Consider the following 24,556-nt stretch of genomic DNA (forward strand, 5'->3'; position numbering starts at 1 on the left):
CTGAATCAACCTTTCACGCTACCGCTATCCAGCCAGTAGAAATTCGCCTTCCCGATCCGGAGCTGCGTGTTCAGTTGCAGCCTCACCTCCGGCTTGCCTCGCGCGTCGTCCGTCAGGGGTGCGGTCTTGGCGACCAGCAGCCGATCGCTGATCAAGCCCGCCTTGCGCTCCTGCTCGGTGGGCTTGGCGACCTTGAAATACACGCGGCCCGAGGCATGGGTCCTGTTCGGATTGGCTTCCTGCATGCGCTTGTATTCCTGCTCCCACTCCCGGTCGAAGCCCAGGACATACATGGGCGTCGCCGGCCAACGTTCCGCCTTGAGCTGCCGGTAGCCCAGCCGCGCAGTGTTTTCCATCTTGAACGGAATGACGTCGCCGTCCGGCCCCAGGGGCAACTCGATGCTCTGGTCCATGGACGTCTTGCCGTCATCGGACTGCCGCGTATGGATGTCGGCAAACAGCACGTTGCCGTGCTTGAGCATGTTGTCGTTGCCGATCTCGCCGAAATGGCGGATCAGGGGTTTCGGTCGTAGCGTGCCGGTATTGATCTTGAAGGTCGGAATGCGATTGTTCTCGCACAGCCAGATCACCATGGCGCCTACCGATGCCGTGGTCTTGGGATCGTCGATGCGTCCGGCCTTGCGGAACGGGAACCAGTCGCCAGTGCGGTAGTTGTGCATGGAAACCAGCCGCCCCGGCGGCAACGGCACGGCCTTGCGGATCACGGCCTGCACGCCCGGCAGGACAGACGGCCTGCCGGTCAGCAACAACACGTCGCACTCGAAGTAATTGACGATCTCGCAAAGGTTCCGCAAGGTATTGCAGATATCGAGGTTGTCGGTCAGGAAGTCAAAGTGCATCTTGAGCGGGTCGCACGTCAGGACCACCGCGTCCAGGTCAAACTCGACCGGCTGCCCGGCGGCTTCATTGAGCGCCTTGCCCACGAATCCTCGCACCGCACTGCTAAGCGGCTGCTTATCGTGCAGCCAATCGCCAATGGTCTGTTCCTTGCGCTCGGCCGGCTTCTCCGGGTCATAGCCTTCGTACTCCTTGAGCAGTACGAGCGCCAAGGGATAGAGGCACTGCAACGTGAGCTGCTGGCGCAGAAGGCGCTGGCGCTCGTCGTCGCCCGTGCTTCCGCACAGGATGTCCATGAGGCTCGCCGTTTCCCGGGCGCCCGCCTCCTTGAGCGCGGTTTCCAGCTGGGGAAGCACGTACTTGCGGATGACCTCCAGGACGATGTCGTCTCCCGCCACCTTGAAACCATCGCGAAAGCGCTGCGTGGGAGTGATCGGCACAAAACTGTTGGCCGATTGCCGCGCGCCGCGATCCAGCTTGTAGTCGGTGATGACAAGGTCGGTCGTGCCGCCCCCGATGTCCAGGGAGGCCACGGTGATGCATTCACGATCCGGCTTCTCGCGCCGCGCGATCGCATCGAAGAACTCCTCGGCATAGCCGTTGAAGTTGGTGACGACCTCCGTGTACAGGTAAACCAATTGACCGCAGGTCGCTTCGTCCCATTTGATGACGATCTTGGGCAAGGGAATGACGAACAGGTCGTGCTTCTCATCCTCGCTGTCCTCGACGGGGTCGCCATCGCCGGTGTGCCAGCCCATGCTCTTCCACAGCAAGCTGAGTGCGCGTTGCGCGTGCTGCTTGAAGATGCCACGCTCCACCTGCGGCATGCTGGGGGGGACGGTCAGGATGATGGCACGCAGGAAGCGAGGCAGGGTCCGATCTTTCTTGCGCGAACGATACAACCAGCTATTGATCTGCGACACCGCCTGCGCGAACACTTCGTTCAACATGAAGCCCATCAACGCACTGCGCGTGTAGTGGGCCTCAAACGCGGGAAAGCCTGAAGTTTCCTCGCCTTCGTAAAGCGGGCACGGTCCATACAAAGGAATGCCCTTCTCGTCGATCAGGTTCTTCAAAGGCCCGAGCGTCGCCCATTCAGGCGCTTCGCCCTTGATCGTTGAAGCATTGGGCCGCCAGCCAGTCTCGTAGGCATCCTCGGCATCCCAGAGGTAACGCTTGGGGCTGGACAGTCCGGTGGACCCTTCCGTGCCTTCCTTGCGCGCGGCCAGGTTCGTCGCTTCGGTGCCGACCCGCGCCATCGAGACCCAGACAAACGCGTCGTCGCGTCCGCCTTGCAGAGAAAGGTCATCCTTGCCGAAGCTGACCGGTGCGAACTCAACGCGCGACTCGAACGGATGATGGTAGACATGCTCCGGCCGTGTCATGTCGCGCAAGGTCAGGAAGCTGTAGTCGTTCAAGCCGTTGTCGTTCTGCTTGTGTTCCTCGATCAGGATGCCGCAGGTGCGCGAATTGCCCACGTCCAGCACCAGGTCGACCGGCACGCTTCCCCCTCGAATCACCTTGCGGCCATTGCTACCGGGCGCAACCATGTTCAGCACCTTGATGCGCGGCAACTTGATCTTGACCTTGTCCTTCAGCTCCTTGTTGGAGCGTGTGGTGGGCGCGCCCTCGCGCATCAGGCTGAGCAGGTTCAAGTAGTGGGCAATGTGCTCTTTCTTTGCGAGCGCCTTTTCAATTTCCCGGTTTTCGAGGTCGTCCCGGCGCTCGCGGAAGATACTTTCAAGCCACTTGACGACCCATTCCTGTTCGTCAAGGAACCACTGCATTTCGTGGAGGTTGAAGGCAAGACGAAACAAGGCGCCCGTCTCCATGTCTTCGTCGTAGGGCTCGATGTAATCGCGGGCGTCGTCGCGCGCACGCGTGCGAGTGTCGAACGCCAGGGTTAGACGGTGCGTATTGCCATTGGCGTCAGCTTCAGCGAGCTTGACGAAGCGCAGGCGCGCCCAGTTCTTCGGACCCCGATCGAATTGGCTGTCTGATTTGTAGCGAAAGAAAGGAGCAGGCAACCAGTAGCCGTCAAACAACTCCAGGCTTTCCTGTAGCGGCAGGGAAAAGGCGGCCCTCGTCTCGAAGAAGTTGCCCGGCCTGTCTTCGTAGCCTGGCTTGCCGTCGTCAGGCACATACAGCCTGATCGGCATCCTGCCAGATGGATGCATGCAGAACTCACCCTCCGGCTCTCGTTTGAGATCAGGCAGGGCGCACGCCAGGTCGAGGAACTGGACGCCCGTATTTCCGAAAAGCTCAACGTTATCTTTGTCGGCGTCGTAGGTATCAACTGGGGGCAACATGGCAGGTTCTCTCAACGATTAGGGTTGGGCGCGACGCATGGAGATGGGGAATCGAGTGTCCCCATAATGGCCGGCGCACGACGCGATACTTGTCGCGCCGGGCTGGCACTGGATCTGGGGCATTTCGTAGGTGCCTCCATCGCTACACTGTGCCTCGACGCTGTTGTTGATCATCAACGAGCCCTTGCTCATGGCGGCACTGACAGGCGCGGAGCACTGCACGCCGTTGTGACGATTGAGGGTGACGTTCCCTTCCCCGTTCTTGAACTGGTAGAGCAGACGCAGGGGCTGGCCGGTATCGCGGTCTTGAATTCCCGCGCCGGCGCGCCAGTTACCGTTGAGGAAGTCGGCATTGCCCTCGCCCGCGTCAACCGGAATCTGCAGGGCGTCCTTGTTTTCTGCCGGCGACGGCGGCACGACATCGCGCTGGCCGGAGGAATTGTCCGAGGCGCCCGGCGCGGAAGAATTGGCGTCATTCGCGGCCAAAGGCGGCGTCGCAGGCGCGACTTGGTCTGCTCCGGCAAGGGCAGATGCAGATTCAGCGGGAGTATTCAGGCCGGGAACAGGCAGTTTCTCGCCCGACACAGCGCTGCCCGAAGTGGCGGGCAAGCCACTGCTTGCACCATTGCCATTCGCTGCGGGCGCGGTCCAATGTGTGACACCAGGCGGCTTAGGCAGCTCCGGAAGGGTTTGTGACCCCCCAACGTCGCGCGGCGCCGTGTCGACCGGCAAGGATGAGCTCGGCGCGAGACCCGGCATGCACGCACGCAAACCAAACAACAAAGCCAACAATGCAAGAAGCAAGAGCGGCCATATCCACCACCGCTTCCACCAAGGTGAGGACGCGCCAACCTGAGGCAGCCCCGGCGAGGACAAGGAGGGACGGGTTGCAGTTTCCAGGAGTGGCGCCTGCGGGACCGATTCCGCGAAAGCGGATGGCCGCAAGGCGTGAAGAGGATCGAGGGATCTATCCGCACCGCTGTGCACGAAGCCCCAGAACGTGATGACGGGCTGGCCGTCCACGAGGAACACAAAGCTGTTATCCGGGTGGTGCAGGATCCATTTCAGCAGTTGACCCAGCAAGGCAGCATCGTTGCTGCTCCCCTTCGCTTGCACGGTTTCCCGCAACTGCGCCACGCCAGCCCGTACCGATTCGAGCCTTGCCAATGCGCTCGACTGCTCTGTTTTGGTCGCCGCGTTCCAGGCGATCACGGCTCCCGGATTAGGCGCGTACCAATCAATGCGAGTGCCATTTTCGCTAGGCTGCGGCACGGCGAAATTGGCGAGCAGATCGGGACGCTTGCCTTTCAACACAGTCAGGATTTGGCTGGCGACAAGGTGAATGGCCTGTCCGCGTTCGCCCAACACATCAAACTGGTCAATATTTTCGCTACGTAATTTAACGCCTAGCATATTTTGTTACTTGTCTGCTTTATATCGCCCACAATCTGGACGAACAGCCCCCAATCTCCGTCACGCGGGCATGGACGACCCCGTGTTTTAATTCGGGACAGTTTGAAATTATAAGGATAAGACTAACAATGCGTCACAAAAATTTTCTTCAATGTATTTTTATGTTTCTGACGCTTGCGATGTTAACAAGCTGTTCGCGGCAATCTGAGTTTGATCGCAACTTCGAAAAGAATTGTGTTGCGGCGAGTAGCGGAAACTCCGGCTATTGCACCTGTGCGCTACAAGTCATCAAGCGCAACATCAAGGCGGAGGCGCTGCCGGCGCTATCAGGAAGTGATATCCAGAAACTCGCGCCCGAAATTCTTACTTCCTGCCCTGTTGAATAGGCAGCGAAGAATTTCAAGTCGTTAGAGACAAAAGCGGCGGACGCCTGCCCCCAAGGACAGGCGTCAAATCTGGGCTAACGAGGTAAACGCCTAGCGCCGGCGTTCGCTAGCGGCCAGGAGCTTCTTGGTCATCGTGTCGTAACGGCGCAGAATGCGCCGGCCGTTCAGCGACTTGCTCCACGAATAGACGGGAATGAGCTGCTTGGAGCCGTACCCGTCCACCAGATAAAGGCCTTCGCGCCCTTCGGCATTGAAACCCACGACGATGTTGCTGGCGCTGACATCGTTGAACACCACATGCGCGTCGATCAGCGCCATGATGAATTCGTGCACGCGATAGCGCAGTTCCGGCGAGAACCCGTGCCGCGCCACGACTTCCTTCAGCGTGGGCGCCAGGTTGCCATGCGCATCGACGATGCGCTCGACCACCTGGCCCAAGCCCTTCGAGGTCAACACCAAACCGAAGATGCGCGCCATCAGCACATTGCCTCCCCGCGCGCCTTGCTGGGCCGTGGTGGCGATGTATTCAACGGCTTCCATGATGAACACGCGATGCGAGGCATCACGCCGGAAACGCTTGTACCAGGGACGTTTGCGGTCGGCCTGGCTGCGGCGCACGCCATTGACGATCTTGATCAGCAACGAGTTGTCGGCCGGATGCAGATACACGTCCCGCTCGCTGCCCGCCGCGGCGATGTTCAGCGGCTTCAAATCCAGGATTTCGAACGGACTGGCCGATTCCGACGGGGCGAGCGCCCGCCGCGGAATGACTTGCAGGCCCTTCCAGGGTGTCGTCTTCAGATTGGCGGTCTTTTGCCGGACCGACACGTTCAGCACGGACGCGGCCTCGGCAAATGCCGGGAAGCCCCGGCATGAGGATGCGGTCGGTCATGCCGATGTCGGCTCGGGGATTCGAAGGTGCAGGAAAGCATTGAAGAATTTTGCGCAATCTCGGGGCACGAGCGACAGATTGCAATGTTGGCTTGATAGTTGGCTTGCGACATGTTAGTCGCGAGGCGGCGACGGCACAAGCGCAGCGGCGATACGCGACCGGATGGGGTTTCCCCTGAGATCGCGCGGTTCACGGGGGATCCGAGGCCCATCTGTCCTTTGTTCCGGTATCTGGAAATCTGTTTTCCAGCGGATCCGGGCGAATAGCCACAGTTGGCTTGCGGACCCACCATGGAAGGGACCGTCCACCGAAGGGACCGACAAACAAAAAACCCGCATCCTCCAAAAGAGAAATGCGGGTTCATTGCGAGGAATTTCTTGGTGCCGACGGCGAGACTCGAACTCGCACAGCTTTCGCCACTACCCCCTCAAGATAGCGTGTCTACCAATTTCACCACGTCGGCTTGACCAACCCAACAAGGCGAACCCTGCTGGAAAGTCGAGCATTCTATCACGTAATTTGGAAAGCGGGAAAGCCGTCCCGCTTTATCTGCAAGGCGGCGGGTTGCGGCCCATTCAGCCCGGACATCTTCAGGCCGCCACCGCCTCCACGCCCAGCGCCTGCAGGCACGCCGCGAGCGATCGCGCCTGCGTGGCGTCGTACAGCGCCAGTTCGTCCATCACTGGCGCGCCAAGCGCCGCTTCAAACGCGGCCTGGCTGGCGTTTTGCGCGTACTCGGCCTGCGCCTTGTCGCCCAGGTTCGACTGAAAGATGCCGGCTGCGCTGACCGGCAGGAAGTCTTCGTACACCAGCGGTTCAAACTGGACGTAGCCCGCATCGATCAGGGCGGACAGATCCGAGGTTTCCGGCGTGCCCGGCTTGCCGGTCAGGAAATAGCGGAAGTACGCCAGCCCCTGGTCGTGCAGCGCCGCGTAATCGTCCGGAAACGCCGCAAAGCAATCCTGCAGGTTCTGCATGTAAGCCGCCGCATTGCCCTCGTTGGGCGCGCCGCTGATGCGGCTGCGGGCCAGGTCCAGCAGTTGGTCGTACAGCGCGCGGCCCTTGCGGGTCAGCGCCACACCGCGCTGCTCGATCTCGCCGAAGCGGGCGGTGTGGCTGCCCACCGCGCTGGAGCCATCCGCGCCGGCGAAGCGCACCGGTTCCTCCAGCGCCTTGAAGCTGGTCTGGCGCAGCAGGATCGGGCACTTTCGCGGCGGCGGGCCTTCGATGACGGCCTTGGCCGACACGCCGCGGCGCGGCATCTCGGCCTGCGCTTCGTCGATGTCCAGCGTGCGCGGGGTCAGGTGGTTGATGTGCGGCCCCTTGAATGCCACCACGTCGGCGATCAGGCGATGCTGGCCATGCAATTCGCGGTAGTCGGCCAGGCTGACCGTGGACTCGCTGTGCCAGCGGAAAGTGTGCAGCGCCTCGGCCACGAATTCCCGGGCGTCGGCCTCATTCAGGCCACCTTGCGCCTCACAGCTGGCGGTCAGCGCCAGAACGCGGTCCGTGAAGATCTGCCGGGCGGCCAGGATGCGGGCGGCCTTTTCGCGCAGGGCCACGTCGTCGATCAGCTCCAGGCGCAGCAGCGAGGTGAAGACGCGGAACGGGCTGGCCTGCAGGGCCGCTTCATGCGTGGCGCGGAAAGCCGTCGAATGCACCGGCACGCCGGCGGGCGACAGGTCGTAGTAGCCGACGGGCAGCATGCCCATCACGGCAAACACGCGGCGCATGTTGGCCAGTTCTTCCGGCGTACCGACGCGGATGGCGCCATGGCGTTCGATGTCCAGGCGCTCGATCTCGCCGGTGCGCGCCAGATGCGCGGCCAGTTCCGGCTGCTCGTCCATCGTCCGGGCGTTCACCTGCGCCACCAGGTCCAGCAGCGTGTCGTACAGCGGGACTTCCTGCTTGTACATGTCGGACATGGCGCGCGAAAACCAGGCGCGGATCTGATCGGGATTGACGTAGTTCTGACTCATGACGGGCTCGGCACATCGGTGGAAAAGGATGGCCCGCATGTAATCACGCCGCCCCGCGCCGATCAAATGAAAAAATTCGGCCTAATCAGTCCGTTTTTTCATGGACCGGGCGCGCGGCGCGCCCCGGCCGTCCGGCTGGCGGGCTTCGTCTCGCACCCATGCCACGAACTGCTTGATCTTCGGCACCTCGGCCGAGTGCTCGGAATACGCCACGAAGTACGCGCCATCGCTGGGCTGCACGTAATCCCAGGGAACGACCAGCTTGCCGGCCTGCAATTCTTCTTCGGCCAGAAGGCGCGGCGTGAGCGCGATGCCGCAACCCCCCTCGGCCGCGCGCACGCACATGTAGAAGGTGTCAAAGCGCGGTCCGAGATAGCTGCGGTCGGACTGGAATTGCTGATGGGAAAAGTAGTCGTGCCAGGCCTCCGGGCGGGAGGCGCACTGGATCAGCGTCTGCCGGCTCAGGTCGGCAAGGCTGGCCAGCTTGCCGCCGTGCAGGATGGCGGGCGAGCACACCGGCACGACGTCAGCCTCGAAGAGTTCCACGCACTGCGCGCCGGGCAGCGCGCCATGGCCGAAGAAAAGCGATATGTCGATCTTGGCCTGCATCAGATCGAACGGATGGGTTTCGCTGCGCACCTTCAACTGGATTTCCGGATGCGCAGCCATGAAGCGCTGCAGCCGCGGGATCAGCCAGCGAGACCCGAAGGTGGGCTGGGTGCCGATGGTGAGCACCTGAGTCTCGCTGCCATAGGTCAGAATGTCGCGCGAAGCCACGTCGATCTGATTCAGAATTGCCCTGACCTCGGACTGGTACAGCGCGCCCGCGGGCGTCAGTTGCAGCCGGCGGCGCACGCGCAGGAACAGCGGGTTGCGCAGCAGGGCCTCCAGTTGCGCGATCTGCTTGCTGATCGCGCTCTGCGTCATGTGCAGTTCCTCGGCCGCGCGCGTGAAGCTCATGTGCCGCGCCACCGCCTCGAAACACTGCAGCGCCATCATCGACGGCATCAATCGCTTTTCCATGGCTTTTCCAGGCAGGTCGCTTCAATGCGGCAAGCATAAAAAAAGCCGGCTTACGCCGGCCTTTCTGCTGCTGTGCCTTACTTTGCCGGGGCGGCGGGCGCGGCCGCCGGCTTGTCGCCAGCCGGGGCGGCCGGGGCAGCCGGAGCCGTCGGCACGGAGGCGTCGGGCTGGGCGGGCGCCGGCGTGGCGGGCACGGACGATGCGCCCGGGACGGACGATGCGCCCGGCGTGGCCGGCACCGAGGAACCCGGCGCTTGCGGGACCGAACGGTCGGCCGGGAAGCTTTGCATCACGCCGGAATCCACAGCGGGGCCAGCGGTGCCCTTGTGGCTGAAGTAGGCCAGACCAGCGGTGGAGGCAAAGAACACGACCGCGGCCCACTTGGTGGCGCGCGACAGGAAGTTGGCCGCACCGGTGGCGCCGAACAGGCTGCCCGACGAGCCGCTACCGAAAGCGGAGCCCATGTCGGCGCCTTTGCCCTGCTGAAGCAGGACCAGGACGATGATAGCCAGCGCCGAGATCACTTGGACGGCCAGCAGAATTTTGAGCATCAGGGGCATTACAGACTCCGGAACGGAAACTTAGATGGCGGCAATTCGCAAAAACTCTTCGGCCACGAGCGACGCGCCGCCGACCAGGGCTCCGTCGATATCAGTCATGGCGAACAAACTGGAGGCGTTGGCGGCTTTGACGCTGCCGCCGTACAACACCTGGACCTGTGCAGCGCCGAGCGCGCGCAGGGCGGCGCGGATGGCGCCGTGGACTTCCTGGGCTTGCTCCGGCGAAGCGGTGCGGCCCGTGCCGATGGCCCAGACGGGCTCATAGGCGAGAACCATGCGGGAAACCGCATCGGCGCCCAACGCCAGCACGGGCTTGAGCTGCCGTTCGATCACGGCCAGCGTGTTGCCGGCTTCGCGGTCGGCCAGGGATTCCCCGACGCAGACCACGGGGGTCAGGCCGGCGGCCAGTGCGGCCTGGGCCTTGGCGGCCACGATCTCGTCGGTTTCGCCGTGCAGGACGCGGCGCTCGGAGTGGCCGGCCAGCGCCCAGCGGCAACCGAATTCCTTCAGCATCGAACCGGAAACTTCACCCGTGTACGCGCCCTTGTCATGCGCGCTGACGTCTTGCGCGCCCCAGGACACGCTGCTGCCGGTCAGGGCCGAAGCAGCCTGCGCCAGGTAGGGAAACGGAACACAGATGCCGATTTCGCAGTGGCCCGCCGCATCCGCGGCACGAAGCTCGGTCAGCAACGCGGCGTTCTCGGCAAGGTTGCCGTGCATCTTCCAGTTGCCCAGCACGAGGCGGGCGCGGTTTTCGACTGAAGTCATGGCGAATTTGTCTGACGATTGGGAGTGAGGGGGTGAGCCTGCAGGTCCTGATACAGGGGACTTGTGCAGCAACCGCCCACGGGCCTGCCTGGAAAAAATTCCAGGCGAAACCCGAGATTGTATCCTGTTGCGCGGCGATACGCCGAACGCCGCGCGTTTCTTACATAGTCAGGATGATTTTGCCGATGTTTTCCCCGCCTTCCATCATGGCGTGCGCCTTGGAGGCCTCGGCCAGCGGGAACGTGGCGTGGACGATGGGCTTGATGGCCCCTTTTTCCAGCAGCGGCCAGGCCTGCTCGCGCAGAGCGCGGGCGATGGCCCCCTTGAAGGCGACCGGACGGGGCCGCAGGGTGGAGCCGGTGATGGTCAGGCGACGGCGCATGACCTGGGCGGTATCCACATTGGCGTGCGAGCCTCCAAGCTGCGCGATGATGACGATACGGCCATCATCGGCCAGGCACTGCATGTCGCGGGCGATGTAATCGCCGGCCACCATGTCCAGGATCACGTCGACGCCGCGTCCGCCGGTGGCGTCCAGCACTTCCTTCACGAAGTCCTGCGTCTTGTAGTTGATGCCCTTGTCGGCGCCCAGCGCCTCGACGGCACGGGCGCGATCGTCGCTACCGACCGTCGCGTAGACCTTGTGACCCATCGCACGGGCCAACTGGATGGCCGTGGTGCCGATGCCGCTGGCGCCGCCATGGACCAGCAGCGCCTCGCCTTCGGACAGGCGGCCGCGGTCGAACACGTTGCTCCACACGGTGAAATAGGTTTCCGGCAGGCCGGCGGCCTCGATGTCGGACAGGCCTTTGGGAATCGGCAGGCATTGCGCCACAGGCGCGACGCAGTATTCGGCATAGCCGCCGCCCGCGACCAGGGCGCAGACCTTGTCGCCCACGGCAAAGCCGCTGCCGGCCACGTCGCCGCCGACGATTTCACCGGCCACTTCCAAACCCGGCAGGTCGGATGCGCCGCGCGGCGGGGCGTAGTTGCCCTTGCGCTGGAACACGTCGGGGCGGTTGATGCCCGCAGCGGTCACTTTGATCAGAACTTCGCCGGCGCCGGCCTCGGGCGTGGGGCGTTCCACGGGGACGAGGACTTCGGGGCCACCGGGGCGGGTGATTTCAACAGCGTGCATCGCGTGCCTCCTTTGCAGCAAATGGATTATTATTGCGCCCTTTGCGGCATATCGTGATTCCGTTCGGGCAGAATGTTTGCCTGGCGGCCGCAATAGACTGGCGGCACTGCGGGCAATCCGGCAGGCAAAATCGCCGGCAGTACTGGCAACACCCCGGAAGCGTGGCAGAGTGGTCGATTGCACCGGTCTTGAAAACCGGCAACGGGCAACCGTTCGTGAGTTCGAATCTCACCGCTTCCGCCAGATTCAGAGGCAACCGTCCCAAATGGGCCGTCCTCCACAGGCCGTCCTCCACAGGCCGTCCTCCACAGGCCGTCCTCCACAGGCCGTCCCAAACGGGCCGTCCCAAACGGGCCGTCCCCAACGGGCGTACCATGGACGCAGATTCCTTCTGGAGGTTGCCATGTACAAGCACATACTCATCCCCATCGACGGATCCAGCCTGGCCAATTCCGGCCTGGAACAAGCCCTTGCGCTTGCGCGTGCGTTGGACGCCAGCGTCACGGTCCTGACCGTTTACAGCCCGTTCGAGATGCCCTCCATGGAATCCGTGCAGCTTGAAGGCATGCGCGGCATCTACGAAAACCAGGCGCGCGAGCTGGCCAGCTCGTATCTGTCCGAAGCCGCCGGCAAGGCCAGCACCGCCGGCGTGGCCTGCGTCACGGAAATGCGCGAGAGCGACTCGCCTTATCAGGTGATCGTCGACGTGGCCATGACGCGCAACTGCGACCTGATTGCCATGTCTTCGCACGGCCGTGGGGGCATGGCCGCGCTGCTGCTGGGCAGCCAGACGCAGAAGGTGCTGGCGCACACCACCCTGCCCGTCCTGGTGTATCGCTGACCTAAGCGGTGGCCGCGTAGGTCCCGGGAATGCCGGCGGCGGCCACGCCGCTGCGCAGGGTTTCCTGCGGCAATGATTCGGCCAGCAGTGGCCGTGCCGCAAGCAGGCGGGGCAGGTCAACGCCCGTGCGATACCCCATGCTTTCCAGCATGAACACCAGGTCTTCAGTGACGATGTTGCCCGACGCCCCCGGCGCAAACGGGCAACCGCCCAGCCCGCCCAGGCAGGAATCGAAGGCGCGGATGCCTTCGTCCAGCCCCGCCAGCGCATTCGCCAGACCCAATCCCATTGTGTCGTGCAGATGCAGCTTGGTCAGTCGCGCGCCCACGGCATCCTGCGCGGCACGCACCGCCTCGCGCACGCGCCCGGGATGCGCATAGCCCACGGTATCGGCCAGCGCGATTTCATCGGCGCCCACGCGCGCCACCGCGGCCGCGACCTCGGCCACCCGCCGCACCGGCACCTCGCCTTCCATCGAACACCCGAACGCGGTGGCGACGGCGGCGTCGATTCGCATCGGCCGCGCCTGCGAACGCACCCAGTCGACGATGGCGGCCAGCATGTCGACCTGCGCGTCGGTTCCCTTGCCCACATTGGCGCGGCTGTGCGTGTCGCTGACCGACACGGGAAACGCCAGCACGTGCGCACCGGCCTCGTAGGCGGCGATGGCACCCTTCAGATTGCACGCCAGCGCGCACACCGTCAGCCCGTCGATCTTCAGCACTTCGGGCAGGATGTCGCCCGTGTCCGCCATCTGCGGCACGAGTCGCGGCGACACGAAGCTGCCCACTTCGATCTCGCGCAGCCCGGCATCAGCCAGTTGCCGGATCCAGCGCAGCTTGTCGGCGCCCGGCATCATGCCCTTGGCCATCTGCAACCCGTCGCGCGGCCCGACCTCGCAAAGCCTGACTTCCTGGTTCATATACGTTCCCGTGTCTATTGCTGAATGACGATGCCGGCGCTCTTGATGGTCTGCTGCGCCTTGCCGATGTCCGACTGGATCAGCGCGGCGAACTGGGCACTGGATACGGGGTCGGTCTCGAGTCCCTGCGCCGCCAGCGCGTCCTTCACATCCTGGCGCGCCAGCAGCTTGTTGAAGTCGCTGTTCAGCCGCGTGACGATGGCGTCGGGCGTCTTGGCCGGGGCCAGCACGCCGTAGTAGGTCACCACGCTGAAGTCCTTGTATCCCAGCTCCGCCACGGTCGGCACGTCCGGCAAGGCCGGGTTGCGCTTGGGCGAGGTCACCGCCAGCGCGCGCACCTTGCCCGACTTGATCAGCGTGGCCGCCGACGAGATCGACGAGCCCGCGAACTGCAGATGCCCGCCCATCAGGTCGGCCAGCGCCGGCGCGGAACCCTTGTACGGCACGTGCTGCATCTTGAAGCCGGCTTCGTGCTGCAGCATTTCCATTGCGATGTGCACGCCCCCGCCGGTGCCCGACGTGCCGTACGAAATCTGGTTGGGCGCCTTCTTGGCCGCTTCGATCACCTGAGGCAGCGTCTTGTAGGGCGAGGCCTCCGCCACCAGCAGCACCATCGGCGTCGTGGCCACCAGCGCTACCGGCGTCAGATCCTTGACCGGGTCGTAGGCGACTTTCATCAGCAGCGGAATCAGCGTGACATTGTCGGACTGGCCGATCACCAGGTCATAGCCCTGCGCGGGCGAGCGCGCCGCTTCGGCCAAGCCCAGCGCGGTGCCGGCGCCGGGCTTGTTCTCGGGCACGACCGCCCAGCCGTTCAGCTCGTGCAGCTTGGTGCTCATCAGGCGGCCGATGTAGTCGGTGCCGCCGCCCGGCGTGGACGGGATGATGATGCGGATGGGCTTGTTCGGATAGTCCTGCGCAGTGGCGGTACATGCGACGGCCAGCGCAGCCAGCGCAACGAGTTTGCGGATCATGGGTGTCTCCTCTTTGATGGATGTCTTGGCGGTCTGACGCCGCCTCGACAGAAATCGGGCGCTAACGCCCTGGCGTCATGCAATCACTCCCGCCGTGCGCAAGGCGTCGATGCGCGCGGCATCCAGGCCCAGGCCTTGAAGAATGGCGTGCGTCTGCGCGCCTTGGGTGGGCGGATCGAACCGCTTGCCCGCCTTGCGGCCATCGAACTCGATGGGCAGCGCGGCGGCCGAGATCTCGCCGCCGTCCGGCAGCCGGGTCGGCAGCAGCGCGCCACCCGCGTTCAGATGCGCGTCATCAAGCAAATCGTGCGGTTGGCGGATCGGGCCATACGACAGATTGGCTTCCTCCAGCGCGGCGCACAGTTCGTCGGTTTTCCAGGTTTTCAGGATTTCACCGACGCCCGGCACCAGCCACGACCGTGCGGCCTCGCGGTCGATGGCGGTCGCCAGGCGCGGATCCGCGGCCCATTCGGGCGGCAGGAATTTCTGCGCGAAGTTGCGCCATTGCGCATCGCCCACCACTGCGACGAACACGCGGCCATCGGCGGTTTCGAAGACGTCGTACACGCCCCATGGCGGCTTGCGCTCGGCGCCCATCGGCTTGGGTGCCGTGCCCGTCAATTGGAACTGCGCGATGAACTGTGCAACCAGCAGCAGATTGTTTTCAAAGAGGCCGGACCGCACATGGCGCCCGCGGCCGGTGGCGTGGCGGTCGTGCAGCGCGGCCAACGCGCCCACCACGCCGAACGTGCCGCCCAGGATGTCGTTGACCGACGCCGCCACCCGCTGCGGCGTGTCCGCCCCGCCATTGATGTACGCCAGCCCGCCCATCATCTGCACCACCTCGTCCAGCGCGGTGCGGTGCTTGTAGGGACCGGACAGAAAGCCCTTGAGCGACACATAGATCAGCCCCGGGTTCTCAGCCGACAGCGATTCGTAATCGAGTCCGTACTGCGCCAGGCTGCCGTCGCGGAAGTTCTCCACGATCATGTCGGTCTGCAGCGCCAGCTTGCGCACCACCTCCTGGCCTTCCGGCGACTTCAGGTCGATCGCAAGACTCTGCTTATTGCGGTTGAAGACCGGAAAATAGCCGCTGCCGGATCCCTTCAAGCGCCGCGTGCGGTCGCCGTCGATCGGTTCGACCTTGATGACGTCCGCGCCCAGGTCCGCCAGCGACAGGCCGGCGGCCGGCCCCATGATCATGTGAGACAGTTCCAGGACCTTGATGCCGCGCAGCGGCAGTTCGGTGCTGTCCATGAAGGGTGAAGCCGGTGCTGCTGTCATCTGCGGTTCCTCTTGCCAGCCTGTTCGATGGGAGCGCGGCGTCAGCCTCGGAAACTTGTCCGCCGCGCCGGCATGTCTGCATCATCGCGGGCGGGCGGCACCGGCGGGTAGCGGTCTTTCAGCACGGGGGCATTCTCGTTTCGGAACGTCCGGGTTAGCCCTGAGGGCGTCAATCCCCCAGCACGCCCAGATGCGCAAGCAGCGCGCGCGCAGCCGGCGACAGCGCTTCCGGATCCCGCACCGCAATGCACAGCGGCGTGCTCGACCACGGCCCTTCCAGCGGAATGAAGCGAATGTCCAGGTGCGCCAGTCGCGGCTTCAGATAATGCGGCACCACCGCCACGCCCATTCCGCGCGACACCAGCAGACAAATGGTCTCGTGCGAACTGACACGCGCGCTGATGCGGCGCGTCATACCCGCCTCGCGCGCCGCCTGATCGAATACGCTGCTGATGCCGTTATCGCGGTTCAGCTCGATCTGCTCGAACGGCAGCAGCTGTGCATAACCGAGCGTCTCGCGGTCAGCCAGCAGATGCCGGCCCGGCACCACCGCCGCCAGTTCGCAATGGCCAAAGGGAAACACCTGCAGGCCTTCGTGTCCGAAGTCGGAACCGGCCGCCACGTCCGCCCGCCCTTCCAGCACGGCGCGAAACGCCGTCTGCGTGGTGTCCTCTTCCAGCGAGATATCGATTTGCGGATTCGCGCGCCGGAAGGACTGGATCTGCGCCGGCAGGTCGCCCGACAAGGCGGCAAAACTGACGGCCAGCCGGATATGCCCGCGCACCCCGGTTGCAAATCCCGCCATGTCGCGCTGCATGCGGTCCATATCCTCCAGCACGCGGCGCACGTGCGCGGCCAGCGCATCGCCGGCCGGCGTCGGCTGCACGCCCTTCACGCCGCGCTCGAGCAGCGGCACGCCAAACGCGTCTTCCATTTCCGACATGCGCTTGCTGACGGCCGACGGCACGATGTTCTCGCGGGCGGCGGCGCGCGCAAGGCTGCCTTCCTCCAGCGCGGCCAGGAACAGGCGCAGGGAAACGGGGTCGATGTCGCGGGACGGCGGGGCGGGCGGGCTGGGCTTCATGGCGCAAAGTGTCGTCCGTAGTCCCGCCGCGCAGGGATCGGGGTTTACCCGCCCGCCGGTCCAGTTCCTGTCGCGATTACCCGTCACCAGCGCGCGCCGCCAATATCCCCGCTGCCAAGGTGGTATAGTCTCGCCCGCTGCCGGCCCCTCGCGGGACGCGCATCGCCCGAGTGGTGAAATTGGTAGACACAAGGGACTTGAACAAATTTGAGCCCTCTGGAGGAAACTCCAAAGGTGAAGCCCGTCAAACTCGGCGAAGGCCCTGGACCCGTTCCGCGCTAACGCCGAGCCAAGCCCCGATGACATATCGGGGAAGGTGTAGAGAGCAGACGGCGGGCACCTAAGGCCGAAAGGGCTATGGTGAAGGCGTGCTCCAGACCACGAACAGCAAGCCTGTGCTGGCGGCGAAAGCCGAAGTGGTAAGAAAATCCCTCGGCCTCGCGGCCGTACCGGTTCGATTCCGGTCTCGGGCACCACCCCTCTGCATCACGATCCAAGGCAGGACGCCATTTCTGCGCCGCCTTCCTTGGCGTTCGCTGTGCCCGTCAGGGGCCGCAACGCCACGCGCCTCCCGAAACTGTTCATGATTGTTTCGCATGCCCACTGGCACCAATGCTCGGCAAGCGTTATGCGCGACTCTGTCTGATTTTTGTTGAGCCTTGGCTACCGCGATAACAGCCAAGCTAGACTTACCTCGCAGAATCGGTCACCTGCCACCCGACGGGTCCGAACAGGAGGGAACCCTATGCGCCTGAAAGAAATCCCCGGCGCCAAAAAGCGACGGCTGCTCGAGAAGCGCTGGCCGCGTGAACTCCTGTATAACGTGCCGCCTATATTCGCGGCCGGCATTGCGGCGATAAAGCTGTGGCATGAGCCAAAGCCTGATTACTTCCTTTTCGGTTGCGCCGCTCTTGCGTTCGTTTGGCTTATTGCCGCCCTCATGGTTCGCGTCAGCGTAGCTCGAGGGGAGGATACCAAAGACAGCCCCGCCGCCGTCCACGAAGGGCTGTATGCTGCGGTGTCCACCGTACACCATATGCTCGCCAAGCAATGCGCCACCCGAGAATGCGGGTCGGACTTGCGGGCAACCTTTCATCGAGTCGTCCCACCTGTCAACGATCCGACTGAGATCGAGCAGATCATCAACTATGCAGGCGGAAGCGGCGAAGGGGTTGGCCGAACGTTTCCGGTGAACGCGGGCATCACCGGCAAAGCCATCCGCAATAAGACCCCATTTGATATGTCGAGCGAAACCGCGACGGACGAACAATTGAGAGATGAGCTCGTTGATGCCTGGGGGTACACTACGGCACAAGCTCGCAGACTCACGCCGGGGCGATATTCCGCATTAGCCATTCCTGTCCTGGACGCTTCTCGACAGCATGCAGTGGGCGTGATCTACTTCGATTCAAGTGACCGTGCATTGTTCGCCCGTGACGATGTAATGGAAATAGTTGGCGCCGGCTGCGAAGCCATCAGCGATTTCGTCACGAAAAGGTATTGACATGACAACTGCCACCCCGCGCTCACGTTGGACTTTCGTAAAAGAGGCAACGGTCATCTCGAAACCGGATGCCAAGATCACGGTACGACAGCTCACCCTCACGGACTCCGGTTTGCGCGCCATCACCAGCGGTAGCAGCGGCATAACACAAGGCGCCCGGGAAGAACCCGGACCTCCGGCACCGATCAAGAAGATGGTCGCCGCATAATGAAAAAAGGAAGCTCTCGAGCTTCCTTTTCAGCATCTGTCGCCCCGCGCCGCATGAGCGCCCTGCTCGCCACGCCTTCTCGCAGTCCCCTCACGCTGGACAAATCGCACGCCCACACGGCAAGCTTGGATACCCCGGAGGCGCCACCGTGCGCCTCCCCCGTCATTCCGGGAGCCCGTGCATGTGTTCGCACTACCAGACGCTCAAGGACGCCGAACTGCTGCTGCAGAAATTCGGCGTGCGCACCAGACCCGCCGCCATCGGCAAGTACGACATGTGGCCCCGCTACGAAGGGGTGTTCGTGCGGCGTCCGCCTGAGCATGACGCCGGCGACGATGCCGTTCCTGATCGTGAGGCCGCGGCGGGCCGCTGGGGACTGATCAGCGCCATGACGCGTTCAGGCGGCCTGGAACGGGCAGGCAAGCTGTCTACCTTCAATGCCCGCGCGGAGACCGCCGCGGGCTCGTACACGTTCGGCAACGCCTGGCGCCGCGCGCAGCACTGCATCATTCCCGCCGACGCGATCTTCGAGCCGGACTGGACGTCCGGCAAGGCCGTGGCCACCCGTTTCACCCGCGCCGACGGCAAGCCATTGGGCATCGCGGGCTTGTGGGACCGTTATCGCGATGCGGCGGGGCAATGGCAGGAGAGCTACACCATGCTCACCATCAACGCCGACCACGATCCCCTGTTCAGCCGCTATCACCAGCCCAACACGGAAAAGCGCATGGTGGTCATCCTGCCGGAAGGCGCCTATGGCGATTGGCTGACCGCATCGGCCGCCCACAGCCGCGAGATGCTGGTTCCGTTTCCGGCAGACATGCTGACGGCCACCCCGATGGCCCGACCTTTCCTCAGCGGTACCCAACAGGGTCCCGACGACCGAAACCTTCTGGTGCCGGACGACCTCCTGAACAGATAACCCGCTCGGCAGACCACAGAAAAAACCACTATTCTTCTGCCTCGCCTCATATTTCCCGCCCGCCCGGCGACCATCGCCGCACCATTCGTGCGCGTTGCCCGGGCCAGCGACCGAACCGATCTTGACCTCCCTCCCCGCCTCTCCCCCGTTCATCGTCCTGGACGCGTGCGTCCTCATGTCCGGCATCCTGCGCCGCCTGTTGCTGCGCCTGGCCGAGGCCGGCGTGTTCCAGCCCGTATGGACCGAACGCATCGGCGAGGAATGGCGCCGCAACGCCTGCCGCATCTGGGACATTCCGCCGGAGGTGATGGCGGAATTCTGGGCAGACATGAACGCGCGGTTTCCGGCGGCCATGGAATCGGACACGCAGGTCTATGAAGCGTCGCTGCGCTACAGCGACCCCAAGGATTTCCACGTGATTGCGGCCGGGTTGGCGCGGCGCGCGCGCTGCGGGCTGCCTCAGACGCCGACCGTGCAGGTGCTGACGTGGAACCTGAAGGATTTCAATCGATCCGAGCTGCGACGCCAGGGGCTGGACGTCTACAACCCGGACCGGATGCTGGTGCAGTGGTGGCACGCGGGGTCTGAAAACATGCAGGACGCGATTGCGCAGATTCCCGCCGACTACGTCGCGCTGGGCCGCGAGCCGGAGCCGCTGACTGCGACCCTGCATCGCGAACGGCTGTACGGTCTGAAGAACCTGGTGGCGCGTCAATAGACCGCTTGGCGATGAAAGCGGCGGCAATAAGCCGGCGGAAATAAGGCAGGCAATAAGAAGCCGCCAAGAAAAAAGGGGCCTGGCCGGCTTTCGCCGAACCAGACCCGGAGCCAACCGTTACCGTTACGTCAATCGACCTCGACGAAAGCCTCTTCGCGCTTCTTGCGCAGCGCGGGCATCGCAACCAGCACCAGCAGGATCGCGGCAAGCGCCAGCAGCGTGGCCGACAGCGGACGCGTGACAAAGGTGGAGAACTCGCCGCGCGACAGAAGGAGTGCCCGGCGGAAGTTCTCTTCCATCATGGGCCCCAGCACCAGGCCAAGCAGGAGCGGCGCGCCTTCGCAGCCAAGCTTGCTCCACACGTAGCCGATGATGCCGAAGATGGCGAACATGAAGATGTCGAAGGCGTTGTAGTTCAACGAATACACCCCGATCGTGCAGAAGACCAGGATCGCCGGGAACAGCATGCGGTACGGGACGCGCAGCAGCTTCACCCAGATGCCGATCAGCGGCAGGTTCAGCACCACGAGCATCAGGTTGCCGATCCACATCGAGGCGATCAGGCCCCAGAACAGCTCGGGGTGGCTGGACATGACTTGCGGTCCCGGCTGGATATTGTGGATGGTCATCGCGCCCACCATCAGCGCCATCACCGCGTTGCCCGGGATACCCAGCGTCAGCAGCGGAATGAAGGAGGTCTGCGCGCCCGCGTTGTTGGCGGATTCGGGACCGGCCAGGCCGGCGGGATGGCCCTTGCCGAAACGCTCTGGCTCTTTCGAGAGCTTCTTTTCCAGCGTGTAGGACGCAAAGGCCGACAGCACGGAACCGCCGCCCGGCAGGATGCCCAGCGCCGAACCCAGCGCCGTGCCGCGCACGATGGCGGGCGCGGCCTCGCGGAATTCCTGGCGGCTGGGATACAGGGAGCCGACCTTGTCGGTGATCTCGACCCGGTTCTCCTTGAGCTCCAGGTTGCTCATGATTTCCGACAGGCCGAAAACGCCCATGGCCACGATGGCGAAGTCGATGCCGTCCTGCAGTTCGGGGATGCTGAAGTCATAGCGCGCCACGCCCGAGTTCACGTCGGTGCCCACCATGCCCAGCAGCAGGCCGAGCAGGATCATGCAGATGGCCTTGGGCAGCGAGCCCGACGCCAGCACGACGGCGCCGATCAGGCCCAGCGCCATCAGCGAGAAGTATTCGGCCGGGCCGAACGCGAATGCCACTTCGGCCAGCGGCGGCGCGAAGGCGGCGATCAGCACGGTGGCGACGCTGCCCGCGAAGAACGAGCCGATGGCCGCCAGCGACAGTGCGGCGCCCGCCCGTCCGTTTCTCGCCATCTGGTGCCCGTCCAGCACGGTCACCACCGCCGAGGTCTCGCCTGGCAGGTTCACCAGGATGGCTGTCGTCGACCCGCCGTACTGCGTGCCGTAGTAGATGCCGGCCAGCATGATGAGGCCGGCGGTGGGCGGCAGCACGTAGGTGATGGGCAGCAGCATGGCGATGGTCGGCACGGGACCCAGTCCCGGCAGCACGCCGACCAGCGTGCCCAGCAGGCAGCCGATGAATGCGTAAGTCAGGTTTTCGGGGGTGAAGGCCACCGAAAAACCCAGCATCAGGTTTTGAAGCAATTCCATGTCCGGTACCTCAGTTGGTCAGCACGCTGGGCCACAGCGGAAAGATCAGGCCCAACCCGCGAATGAACGCGAGGTAGGAGAACGCCACGAGGAACAGGCCGTTGGCGACGGCAACCTTCCAGTTGAATTCGTGGCTGGCGACGCTGCTGATCAGGACAAGCAGGAACACCGAGAGGTACAGGCCGAGATAGCGCAGGGAAAAGCCGTACAGGAACACAGACCCGACGACGAGAACAAGAATGCGGAAGTCATAGCGGCCGATCGTCGTTTTCTCGGCGCGGGGGGACAAGGCGCTCATCAGCACCGTCGCGCCCATCAGCGCCAGCACGATGCCGAGCCAGAACGGAAAGTAACCGGGGCCCATGCGCGCCGCGCTGCCCATGGAATATTGGGTCGCCTGCAGCGCAAAGCCTCCCCCCACCACGATGAACATGACGCCAGACCAGAAATCCTGTCTGTTTCTTATCAATTTGCTTTCTCCCTAATCCGTCGCGTCCCGGAAATCCTGACTTCAGACGCGCTCATTTCTCTTTCAACGCAGCCGCTTTGACGGGCGGCAACGACATGAACGCGGGATGGTAAATCGTGAAACGACACATCTCCTATGGGTATCAACCATGACTTTGTGGGGGATATCCCTAGACCGTGGAATGGACGCAATTCGGCATCTCGGCACCTGCGGAAAGGGTCACAAATCCGCGAAATTGGCTTTAATAGCCGATTTTTCAGGTGAGTTAGCCATTGGAGGAAAAGTTCCATACAGAATGGATGCAAGCCTGCGAAGAAATATTCAGATGCATTTTTTGCAGGATCTGGAGCGGGGAATCCGTCACCGGCGAGGCCCTGCCGGGACTCGCATCTGTGCTCGCAACGCGGCGTCCACGAACACGCCGCCCATACAAAAACGCTCCGGCCGAAAGTTCGGCCGGAGCGACAGTTTTCTGACAGCAGATTGAAAGAATGGGGCCGCATCGCGATGCCGCCCGGGCGGTCAATGATCGTGATTGCTGGCCGCAAACCCGGCCGCGTTCAGGATGTCGATCACTTCCTGGATGTGCTCGGGACCGCGCGTCTGCAACACGAAATCCACCTCGACATTGCGCACGGGCAGCGATGTGAACGCGCGTTGGTGGTGCACTTCCGTAATGTTGGCCTGCGCGTCGGCAATCAGTTTGGTGGCATGGGCCAGCGCCCCGGGCAGGTCACGCAGGTCGACGCGGATCCGCGCCAGCCGCCCGGCCCGCACCATGCCGCGCTCGATCAGCTCGCCCAGCATCAGCGGGTCGATGTTGCCGCCCGTCAGCACCAGCCCGATGCGCTTGCCCTTGTAGCGGTCGCTGCCCTCTTCCTGCGCGCGCAGCAAGGCGGCCAAGCCCGCGGCGCCGGCGCCTTCCACGACGGTCTTTTCAATTTCCAGCAGCACGACGATGGCGTGCTCGATGTCCGCTTCGCTGACCAGTTCGATGCGGTCGACCAGTCGTTGCACGACGGCCAGCGTCAGATCGCCGGGCGATTTGACGGCGATGCCCTCGGCGATGGTGTACTGCCCCGGCGGCATGGTGACGCCCTTGACGGCCGCGTACATGGCCGGAAAGCGCTCGGTCTGCACGCCCACTATCTCGATGTCGGGGTTCACGGCCTTGGCGGCGGTGGAGATGCCCGAGATCAGCCCGCCGCCGCCGATGGCGATGACCAGGGTGTCCAGCTTGGGCTGGTCTTCCAGCATTTCCAGGGCGACGGTCCCCTGCCCCGCCATGACGGCTTCGTCGTCGTAGGGGTGGATCATGATGAGGCCGCGTTCGCGAGCCAGCTCGTAGCCGCGCGCCTTGGCATCATCAAAGGTGTCGCCTGCCAGAACGACTTCAGCGCCGAAGCGCCGCGTGTTGGCGACCTTCACCGTCGGCGTGAAGCGCGGCATGACGATCACCGCCGGCACGCCCATGCGCTGCGCATGGTAGGCCACGCCTTGCGCGTGGTTGCCCGCCGACACCGCGATCACGCCCTTGGCGCGCTCCTGGTCCGACAGCGTGAGCATGCGGTTCAGCGCCCCGCGCTCCTTGAAGGACGCGGTGAACTGCAGGTTCTCGAATTTCAGCCAGATCTCGGCGCCGAAAATGTCGGACAGCGTGCGGGACAGGGTGAACGGGGTCTTCAGGACCTGGCCGCGCAGCTTTTCGCGGGCGGCCTGGATGGATGCGATATCGATCACGATGGAAATCCGGTTAACGCACAGGCAGGAAGTTGAACAGCAAAAGGCCCTGGGCGTAGTTGATGCCGATGCGCCGGGAGTTCTCGCCGAGCAGGTTGGCGATCAGGTCCAGCCGGCCGATGATGGCGCCGAACTCGCGCTCGAAGCTGAGATTCGTGGCGGTCGGGGAAATTTCGTTGGCCAGCAACAGCAATTCGCCCTGGTTGTTGCGGCGCGTGGCCAGCAGCCAGGCCGCGGCCTCGACGTTCCGTGCGGCATTGTAGACCCGCTGGCCGTCCAGGGCGTCTGTCGCGTACAGGCGCGTCTTGCCGTTGTGCGCGGCGATGATGGTGTCCGCAAGCCCGTAGATGAAGGCGCCGACCCGGTCGCCCGGATAATTGGGATCCAGGGCGACTGCCAGGATCTGGATGTCGCGCAGCCCGCTCAGATCTCGCGGCGGCACGCGGACTTCGATGGAATGCTTGACGCGGTTCACCGCCGTGGCCAGATCCGGCGCACCGGTCTTGCGCCATTCCCGCGGATTGCGGCGGTACAGCTTGTCCAGCAACGAATACAGGCTGGTCAGGTTGTCGCGTACCTCGAGCGTGACCGTCCGGTTGAAGTCCGTCTGCGCGAACTGGTCCGCCGTCATGTCCTCGCCCTTGGGGCCACGCTGGCCCGCCCCGGGGGGCGACATGCAGCCGGTCAACAGCGCCGCCAACAGCGCTGCGGTGACTGCGGTTATCGGCCACGCCGTCATGCCTTGTTCATCCGTATGCCCCCTTCGATCAAGCGTGAAGCGCGCCATTGCACCCGGCGGCGCGTCTCTCGCGCAAGACTTTACAGGAAGGCGGACGAACTGGGGAGCAGCGACCCATCCCCCTCACGTTCAGCCGCGCCAGGCAAAAAAAACGGCGCCTCGGATGAGGCGCCGCTTTTCAATCAGGAGGC

Annotated in this window: 21 protein-coding genes and 2 tRNA genes; 6 read left to right on the forward strand and 17 right to left on the reverse strand. The window is 63.9% G+C overall.

Annotated features, from left to right (window positions below):
• Positions 1-5: 5 nt before the first annotated feature.
• Together HV681_RS10830 and HV681_RS10835 are read right to left on the reverse strand one after the other, a co-directional pair.
• Complete coding sequence (locus HV681_RS10830) at positions 6-3,182, reverse strand: virulence factor SrfB (RefSeq protein ID WP_175123089.1); 3,177 nt, start codon at positions 3,180-3,182, stop codon at positions 6-8.
• A 3-nt stretch (positions 3,183-3,185) separates the two neighbouring features.
• Positions 3,186-4,580 (reverse strand): SrfA family protein, encoded by a 1,395-nt coding sequence (locus HV681_RS10835; RefSeq protein WP_175123090.1) that lies wholly within the window; start codon positions 4,578-4,580, stop codon positions 3,186-3,188.
• A gap of 128 nt (positions 4,581-4,708) precedes the next feature.
• On the opposite strand from HV681_RS10835, the gene HV681_RS10840 reads away from it, so the two are divergent.
• Positions 4,709-4,966 (forward strand): hypothetical protein, encoded by a 258-nt coding sequence (locus tag HV681_RS10840; RefSeq protein ID WP_175123091.1) that lies wholly within the window; start codon positions 4,709-4,711, stop codon positions 4,964-4,966.
• A 90-nt stretch (positions 4,967-5,056) separates the two neighbouring features.
• On the opposite strand, the gene HV681_RS10845 is transcribed toward HV681_RS10840, so the two are convergent.
• From HV681_RS10845 to HV681_RS10875, 7 genes are all read right to left on the reverse strand, one after another.
• Positions 5,057-5,803 (reverse strand): YrbL family protein, encoded by a 747-nt coding sequence (locus HV681_RS10845; RefSeq protein ID WP_254594159.1) that lies wholly within the window; start codon positions 5,801-5,803, stop codon positions 5,057-5,059.
• A 433-nt stretch (positions 5,804-6,236) separates the two neighbouring features.
• Positions 6,237-6,321 (reverse strand) — tRNA-Leu (locus tag HV681_RS10850).
• Positions 6,322-6,448: 127 nt separating this feature from the next.
• Positions 6,449-7,837, reverse strand: a complete 1,389-nt coding sequence (hglS, locus tag HV681_RS10855) for a 2-oxoadipate dioxygenase/decarboxylase HglS (protein ID WP_175123092.1) — start codon at positions 7,835-7,837, stop codon at positions 6,449-6,451.
• Between the two features lie 81 nt (positions 7,838-7,918).
• Positions 7,919-8,860 carry a LysR substrate-binding domain-containing protein gene (locus HV681_RS10860; protein WP_175123093.1) on the reverse strand — a complete coding sequence of 314 codons (942 nt, stop codon included), beginning with the start codon at positions 8,858-8,860 and terminating at the stop codon, positions 7,919-7,921.
• Positions 8,861-8,937: 77 nt separating this feature from the next.
• Positions 8,938-9,420: a preprotein translocase subunit SecG gene (secG, locus tag HV681_RS10865; protein ID WP_175123094.1), complete on the reverse strand. Its 483-nt coding sequence runs from the start codon at positions 9,418-9,420 to the stop codon at positions 8,938-8,940.
• Positions 9,421-9,441: 21 nt separating this feature from the next.
• Positions 9,442-10,188, reverse strand: coding sequence for a triose-phosphate isomerase (tpiA, locus tag HV681_RS10870; protein WP_056321524.1), 747 nt, complete (start codon positions 10,186-10,188; stop codon positions 9,442-9,444).
• Between the two features lie 160 nt (positions 10,189-10,348).
• Positions 10,349-11,326, reverse strand: a complete 978-nt coding sequence (locus HV681_RS10875) for an NAD(P)H-quinone oxidoreductase (RefSeq protein WP_175123095.1) — start codon at positions 11,324-11,326, stop codon at positions 10,349-10,351.
• 155 nt (positions 11,327-11,481) lie between these two features.
• Here HV681_RS10875 and HV681_RS10880 point away from each other — a divergent pair.
• Together HV681_RS10880 and HV681_RS10885 are read left to right on the forward strand one after the other, a co-directional pair.
• Positions 11,482-11,569: transfer RNA gene (locus HV681_RS10880), tRNA-Ser, on the forward strand.
• A 160-nt stretch (positions 11,570-11,729) separates the two neighbouring features.
• Positions 11,730-12,167 (forward strand): universal stress protein, encoded by a 438-nt coding sequence (locus HV681_RS10885; protein WP_175123096.1) that lies wholly within the window; start codon positions 11,730-11,732, stop codon positions 12,165-12,167.
• Position 12,168: 1 nt separating this feature from the next.
• Here the strand turns inward: HV681_RS10885 and HV681_RS10890 are convergent, their stop codons facing one another.
• The 4 genes from HV681_RS10890 to HV681_RS10905 all read right to left on the reverse strand — a co-directional run bounded on the left by HV681_RS10890 (position 12,169) and on the right by HV681_RS10905 (position 16,431).
• Positions 12,169-13,089, reverse strand: coding sequence for a hydroxymethylglutaryl-CoA lyase (locus HV681_RS10890; RefSeq protein WP_175123097.1), 921 nt, complete (start codon positions 13,087-13,089; stop codon positions 12,169-12,171).
• Positions 13,090-13,103: 14 nt separating this feature from the next.
• Positions 13,104-14,063: a Bug family tripartite tricarboxylate transporter substrate binding protein gene (locus HV681_RS10895; protein ID WP_175123098.1), complete on the reverse strand. Its 960-nt coding sequence runs from the start codon at positions 14,061-14,063 to the stop codon at positions 13,104-13,106.
• A 75-nt stretch (positions 14,064-14,138) separates the two neighbouring features.
• On the reverse strand, positions 14,139-15,347 hold the full coding sequence (locus HV681_RS10900; protein WP_175123099.1) for a CaiB/BaiF CoA transferase family protein: 1,209 nt from the start codon (positions 15,345-15,347) through the stop codon (positions 14,139-14,141).
• Positions 15,348-15,516: 169 nt separating this feature from the next.
• Positions 15,517-16,431 (reverse strand): LysR family transcriptional regulator, encoded by a 915-nt coding sequence (locus HV681_RS10905; protein WP_175123100.1) that lies wholly within the window; start codon positions 16,429-16,431, stop codon positions 15,517-15,519.
• 745 nt (positions 16,432-17,176) lie between these two features.
• On the opposite strand from HV681_RS10905, the gene HV681_RS10910 reads away from it, so the two are divergent.
• The 3 genes from HV681_RS10910 to HV681_RS10920 all read left to right on the forward strand — a co-directional run bounded on the left by HV681_RS10910 (position 17,177) and on the right by HV681_RS10920 (position 19,783).
• Positions 17,177-17,935, forward strand: a complete 759-nt coding sequence (locus HV681_RS10910) for a GAF domain-containing protein (RefSeq protein ID WP_175123101.1) — start codon at positions 17,177-17,179, stop codon at positions 17,933-17,935.
• A 389-nt stretch (positions 17,936-18,324) separates the two neighbouring features.
• A complete protein-coding gene (locus HV681_RS10915; RefSeq protein ID WP_175123102.1) occupies positions 18,325-19,065 on the forward strand; it encodes an SOS response-associated peptidase in 741 nt (246 codons plus the stop codon).
• A 175-nt stretch (positions 19,066-19,240) separates the two neighbouring features.
• Entirely contained in the window at positions 19,241-19,783 is a 543-nt protein-coding gene (locus HV681_RS10920) for a PIN domain-containing protein (RefSeq protein WP_239216225.1), read from the forward strand.
• 128 nt (positions 19,784-19,911) lie between these two features.
• On the opposite strand, the gene HV681_RS10925 is transcribed toward HV681_RS10920, so the two are convergent.
• From HV681_RS10925 to HV681_RS10940, 4 genes are all read right to left on the reverse strand, one after another.
• Complete coding sequence (locus HV681_RS10925) at positions 19,912-21,417, reverse strand: tripartite tricarboxylate transporter permease (protein ID WP_175123104.1); 1,506 nt, start codon at positions 21,415-21,417, stop codon at positions 19,912-19,914.
• A 10-nt stretch (positions 21,418-21,427) separates the two neighbouring features.
• Positions 21,428-21,850 carry a tripartite tricarboxylate transporter TctB family protein gene (locus HV681_RS10930; protein ID WP_175123105.1) on the reverse strand — a complete coding sequence of 141 codons (423 nt, stop codon included), beginning with the start codon at positions 21,848-21,850 and terminating at the stop codon, positions 21,428-21,430.
• Between the two features lie 558 nt (positions 21,851-22,408).
• Positions 22,409-23,626, reverse strand: a complete 1,218-nt coding sequence (locus tag HV681_RS10935; RefSeq protein ID WP_175123106.1) for a threonine ammonia-lyase — start codon at positions 23,624-23,626, stop codon at positions 22,409-22,411.
• A 13-nt stretch (positions 23,627-23,639) separates the two neighbouring features.
• Positions 23,640-24,365 carry a hypothetical protein gene (locus tag HV681_RS10940; protein ID WP_175123107.1) on the reverse strand — a complete coding sequence of 242 codons (726 nt, stop codon included), beginning with the start codon at positions 24,363-24,365 and terminating at the stop codon, positions 23,640-23,642.
• Positions 24,366-24,556 lie beyond the last annotated feature (191 nt).

The sequence above is a fragment of the Achromobacter animicus genome (genome assembly GCF_902859585.1).
In the GTDB taxonomy this organism is placed as follows: Bacteria; Pseudomonadota; Gammaproteobacteria; order Burkholderiales; family Burkholderiaceae_B; genus Achromobacter; species Achromobacter animicus.

Coding starts and splice junctions, on each gene's coding strand:
- HV681_RS10890 (WP_175123097.1), bottom strand. CDS start 13,089: ATGAACCAGGAAGTCAGGCTTTGCGAGGTCGGGCCGCGCGACGGGTTG.
- HV681_RS10930 (WP_175123105.1), bottom strand. CDS start 21,850: ATGTTCATCGTGGTGGGGGGAGGCTTTGCGCTGCAGGCGACCCAATAT.
- HV681_RS10900 (WP_175123099.1), bottom strand. CDS start 15,347: ATGACAGCAGCACCGGCTTCACCCTTCATGGACAGCACCGAACTGCCG.
- HV681_RS10910 (WP_175123101.1), top strand. CDS start 17,177: ATGCGCCTGAAAGAAATCCCCGGCGCCAAAAAGCGACGGCTGCTCGAG.
- hglS (WP_175123092.1), bottom strand. CDS start 7,837: ATGAGTCAGAACTACGTCAATCCCGATCAGATCCGCGCCTGGTTTTCG.
- HV681_RS10885 (WP_175123096.1), top strand. CDS start 11,730: ATGTACAAGCACATACTCATCCCCATCGACGGATCCAGCCTGGCCAAT.
- HV681_RS10860 (WP_175123093.1), bottom strand. CDS start 8,860: ATGGAAAAGCGATTGATGCCGTCGATGATGGCGCTGCAGTGTTTCGAG.
- HV681_RS10925 (WP_175123104.1), bottom strand. CDS start 21,417: ATGGAATTGCTTCAAAACCTGATGCTGGGTTTTTCGGTGGCCTTCACC.
- secG (WP_175123094.1), bottom strand. CDS start 9,420: ATGCCCCTGATGCTCAAAATTCTGCTGGCCGTCCAAGTGATCTCGGCG.
- HV681_RS10835 (WP_175123090.1), bottom strand. CDS start 4,580: ATGCTAGGCGTTAAATTACGTAGCGAAAATATTGACCAGTTTGATGTG.
- HV681_RS10875 (WP_175123095.1), bottom strand. CDS start 11,326: ATGCACGCTGTTGAAATCACCCGCCCCGGTGGCCCCGAAGTCCTCGTC.
- HV681_RS10905 (WP_175123100.1), bottom strand. CDS start 16,431: ATGAAGCCCAGCCCGCCCGCCCCGCCGTCCCGCGACATCGACCCCGTT.
- tpiA (WP_056321524.1), bottom strand. CDS start 10,188: ATGACTTCAGTCGAAAACCGCGCCCGCCTCGTGCTGGGCAACTGGAAG.
- HV681_RS10940 (WP_175123107.1), bottom strand. CDS start 24,365: ATGACGGCGTGGCCGATAACCGCAGTCACCGCAGCGCTGTTGGCGGCG.
- HV681_RS10920 (WP_239216225.1), top strand. CDS start 19,241: ATGTCCGGCATCCTGCGCCGCCTGTTGCTGCGCCTGGCCGAGGCCGGC.
- HV681_RS10895 (WP_175123098.1), bottom strand. CDS start 14,063: ATGATCCGCAAACTCGTTGCGCTGGCTGCGCTGGCCGTCGCATGTACC.
- HV681_RS10915 (WP_175123102.1), top strand. CDS start 18,325: ATGTGTTCGCACTACCAGACGCTCAAGGACGCCGAACTGCTGCTGCAG.
- HV681_RS10840 (WP_175123091.1), top strand. CDS start 4,709: ATGCGTCACAAAAATTTTCTTCAATGTATTTTTATGTTTCTGACGCTT.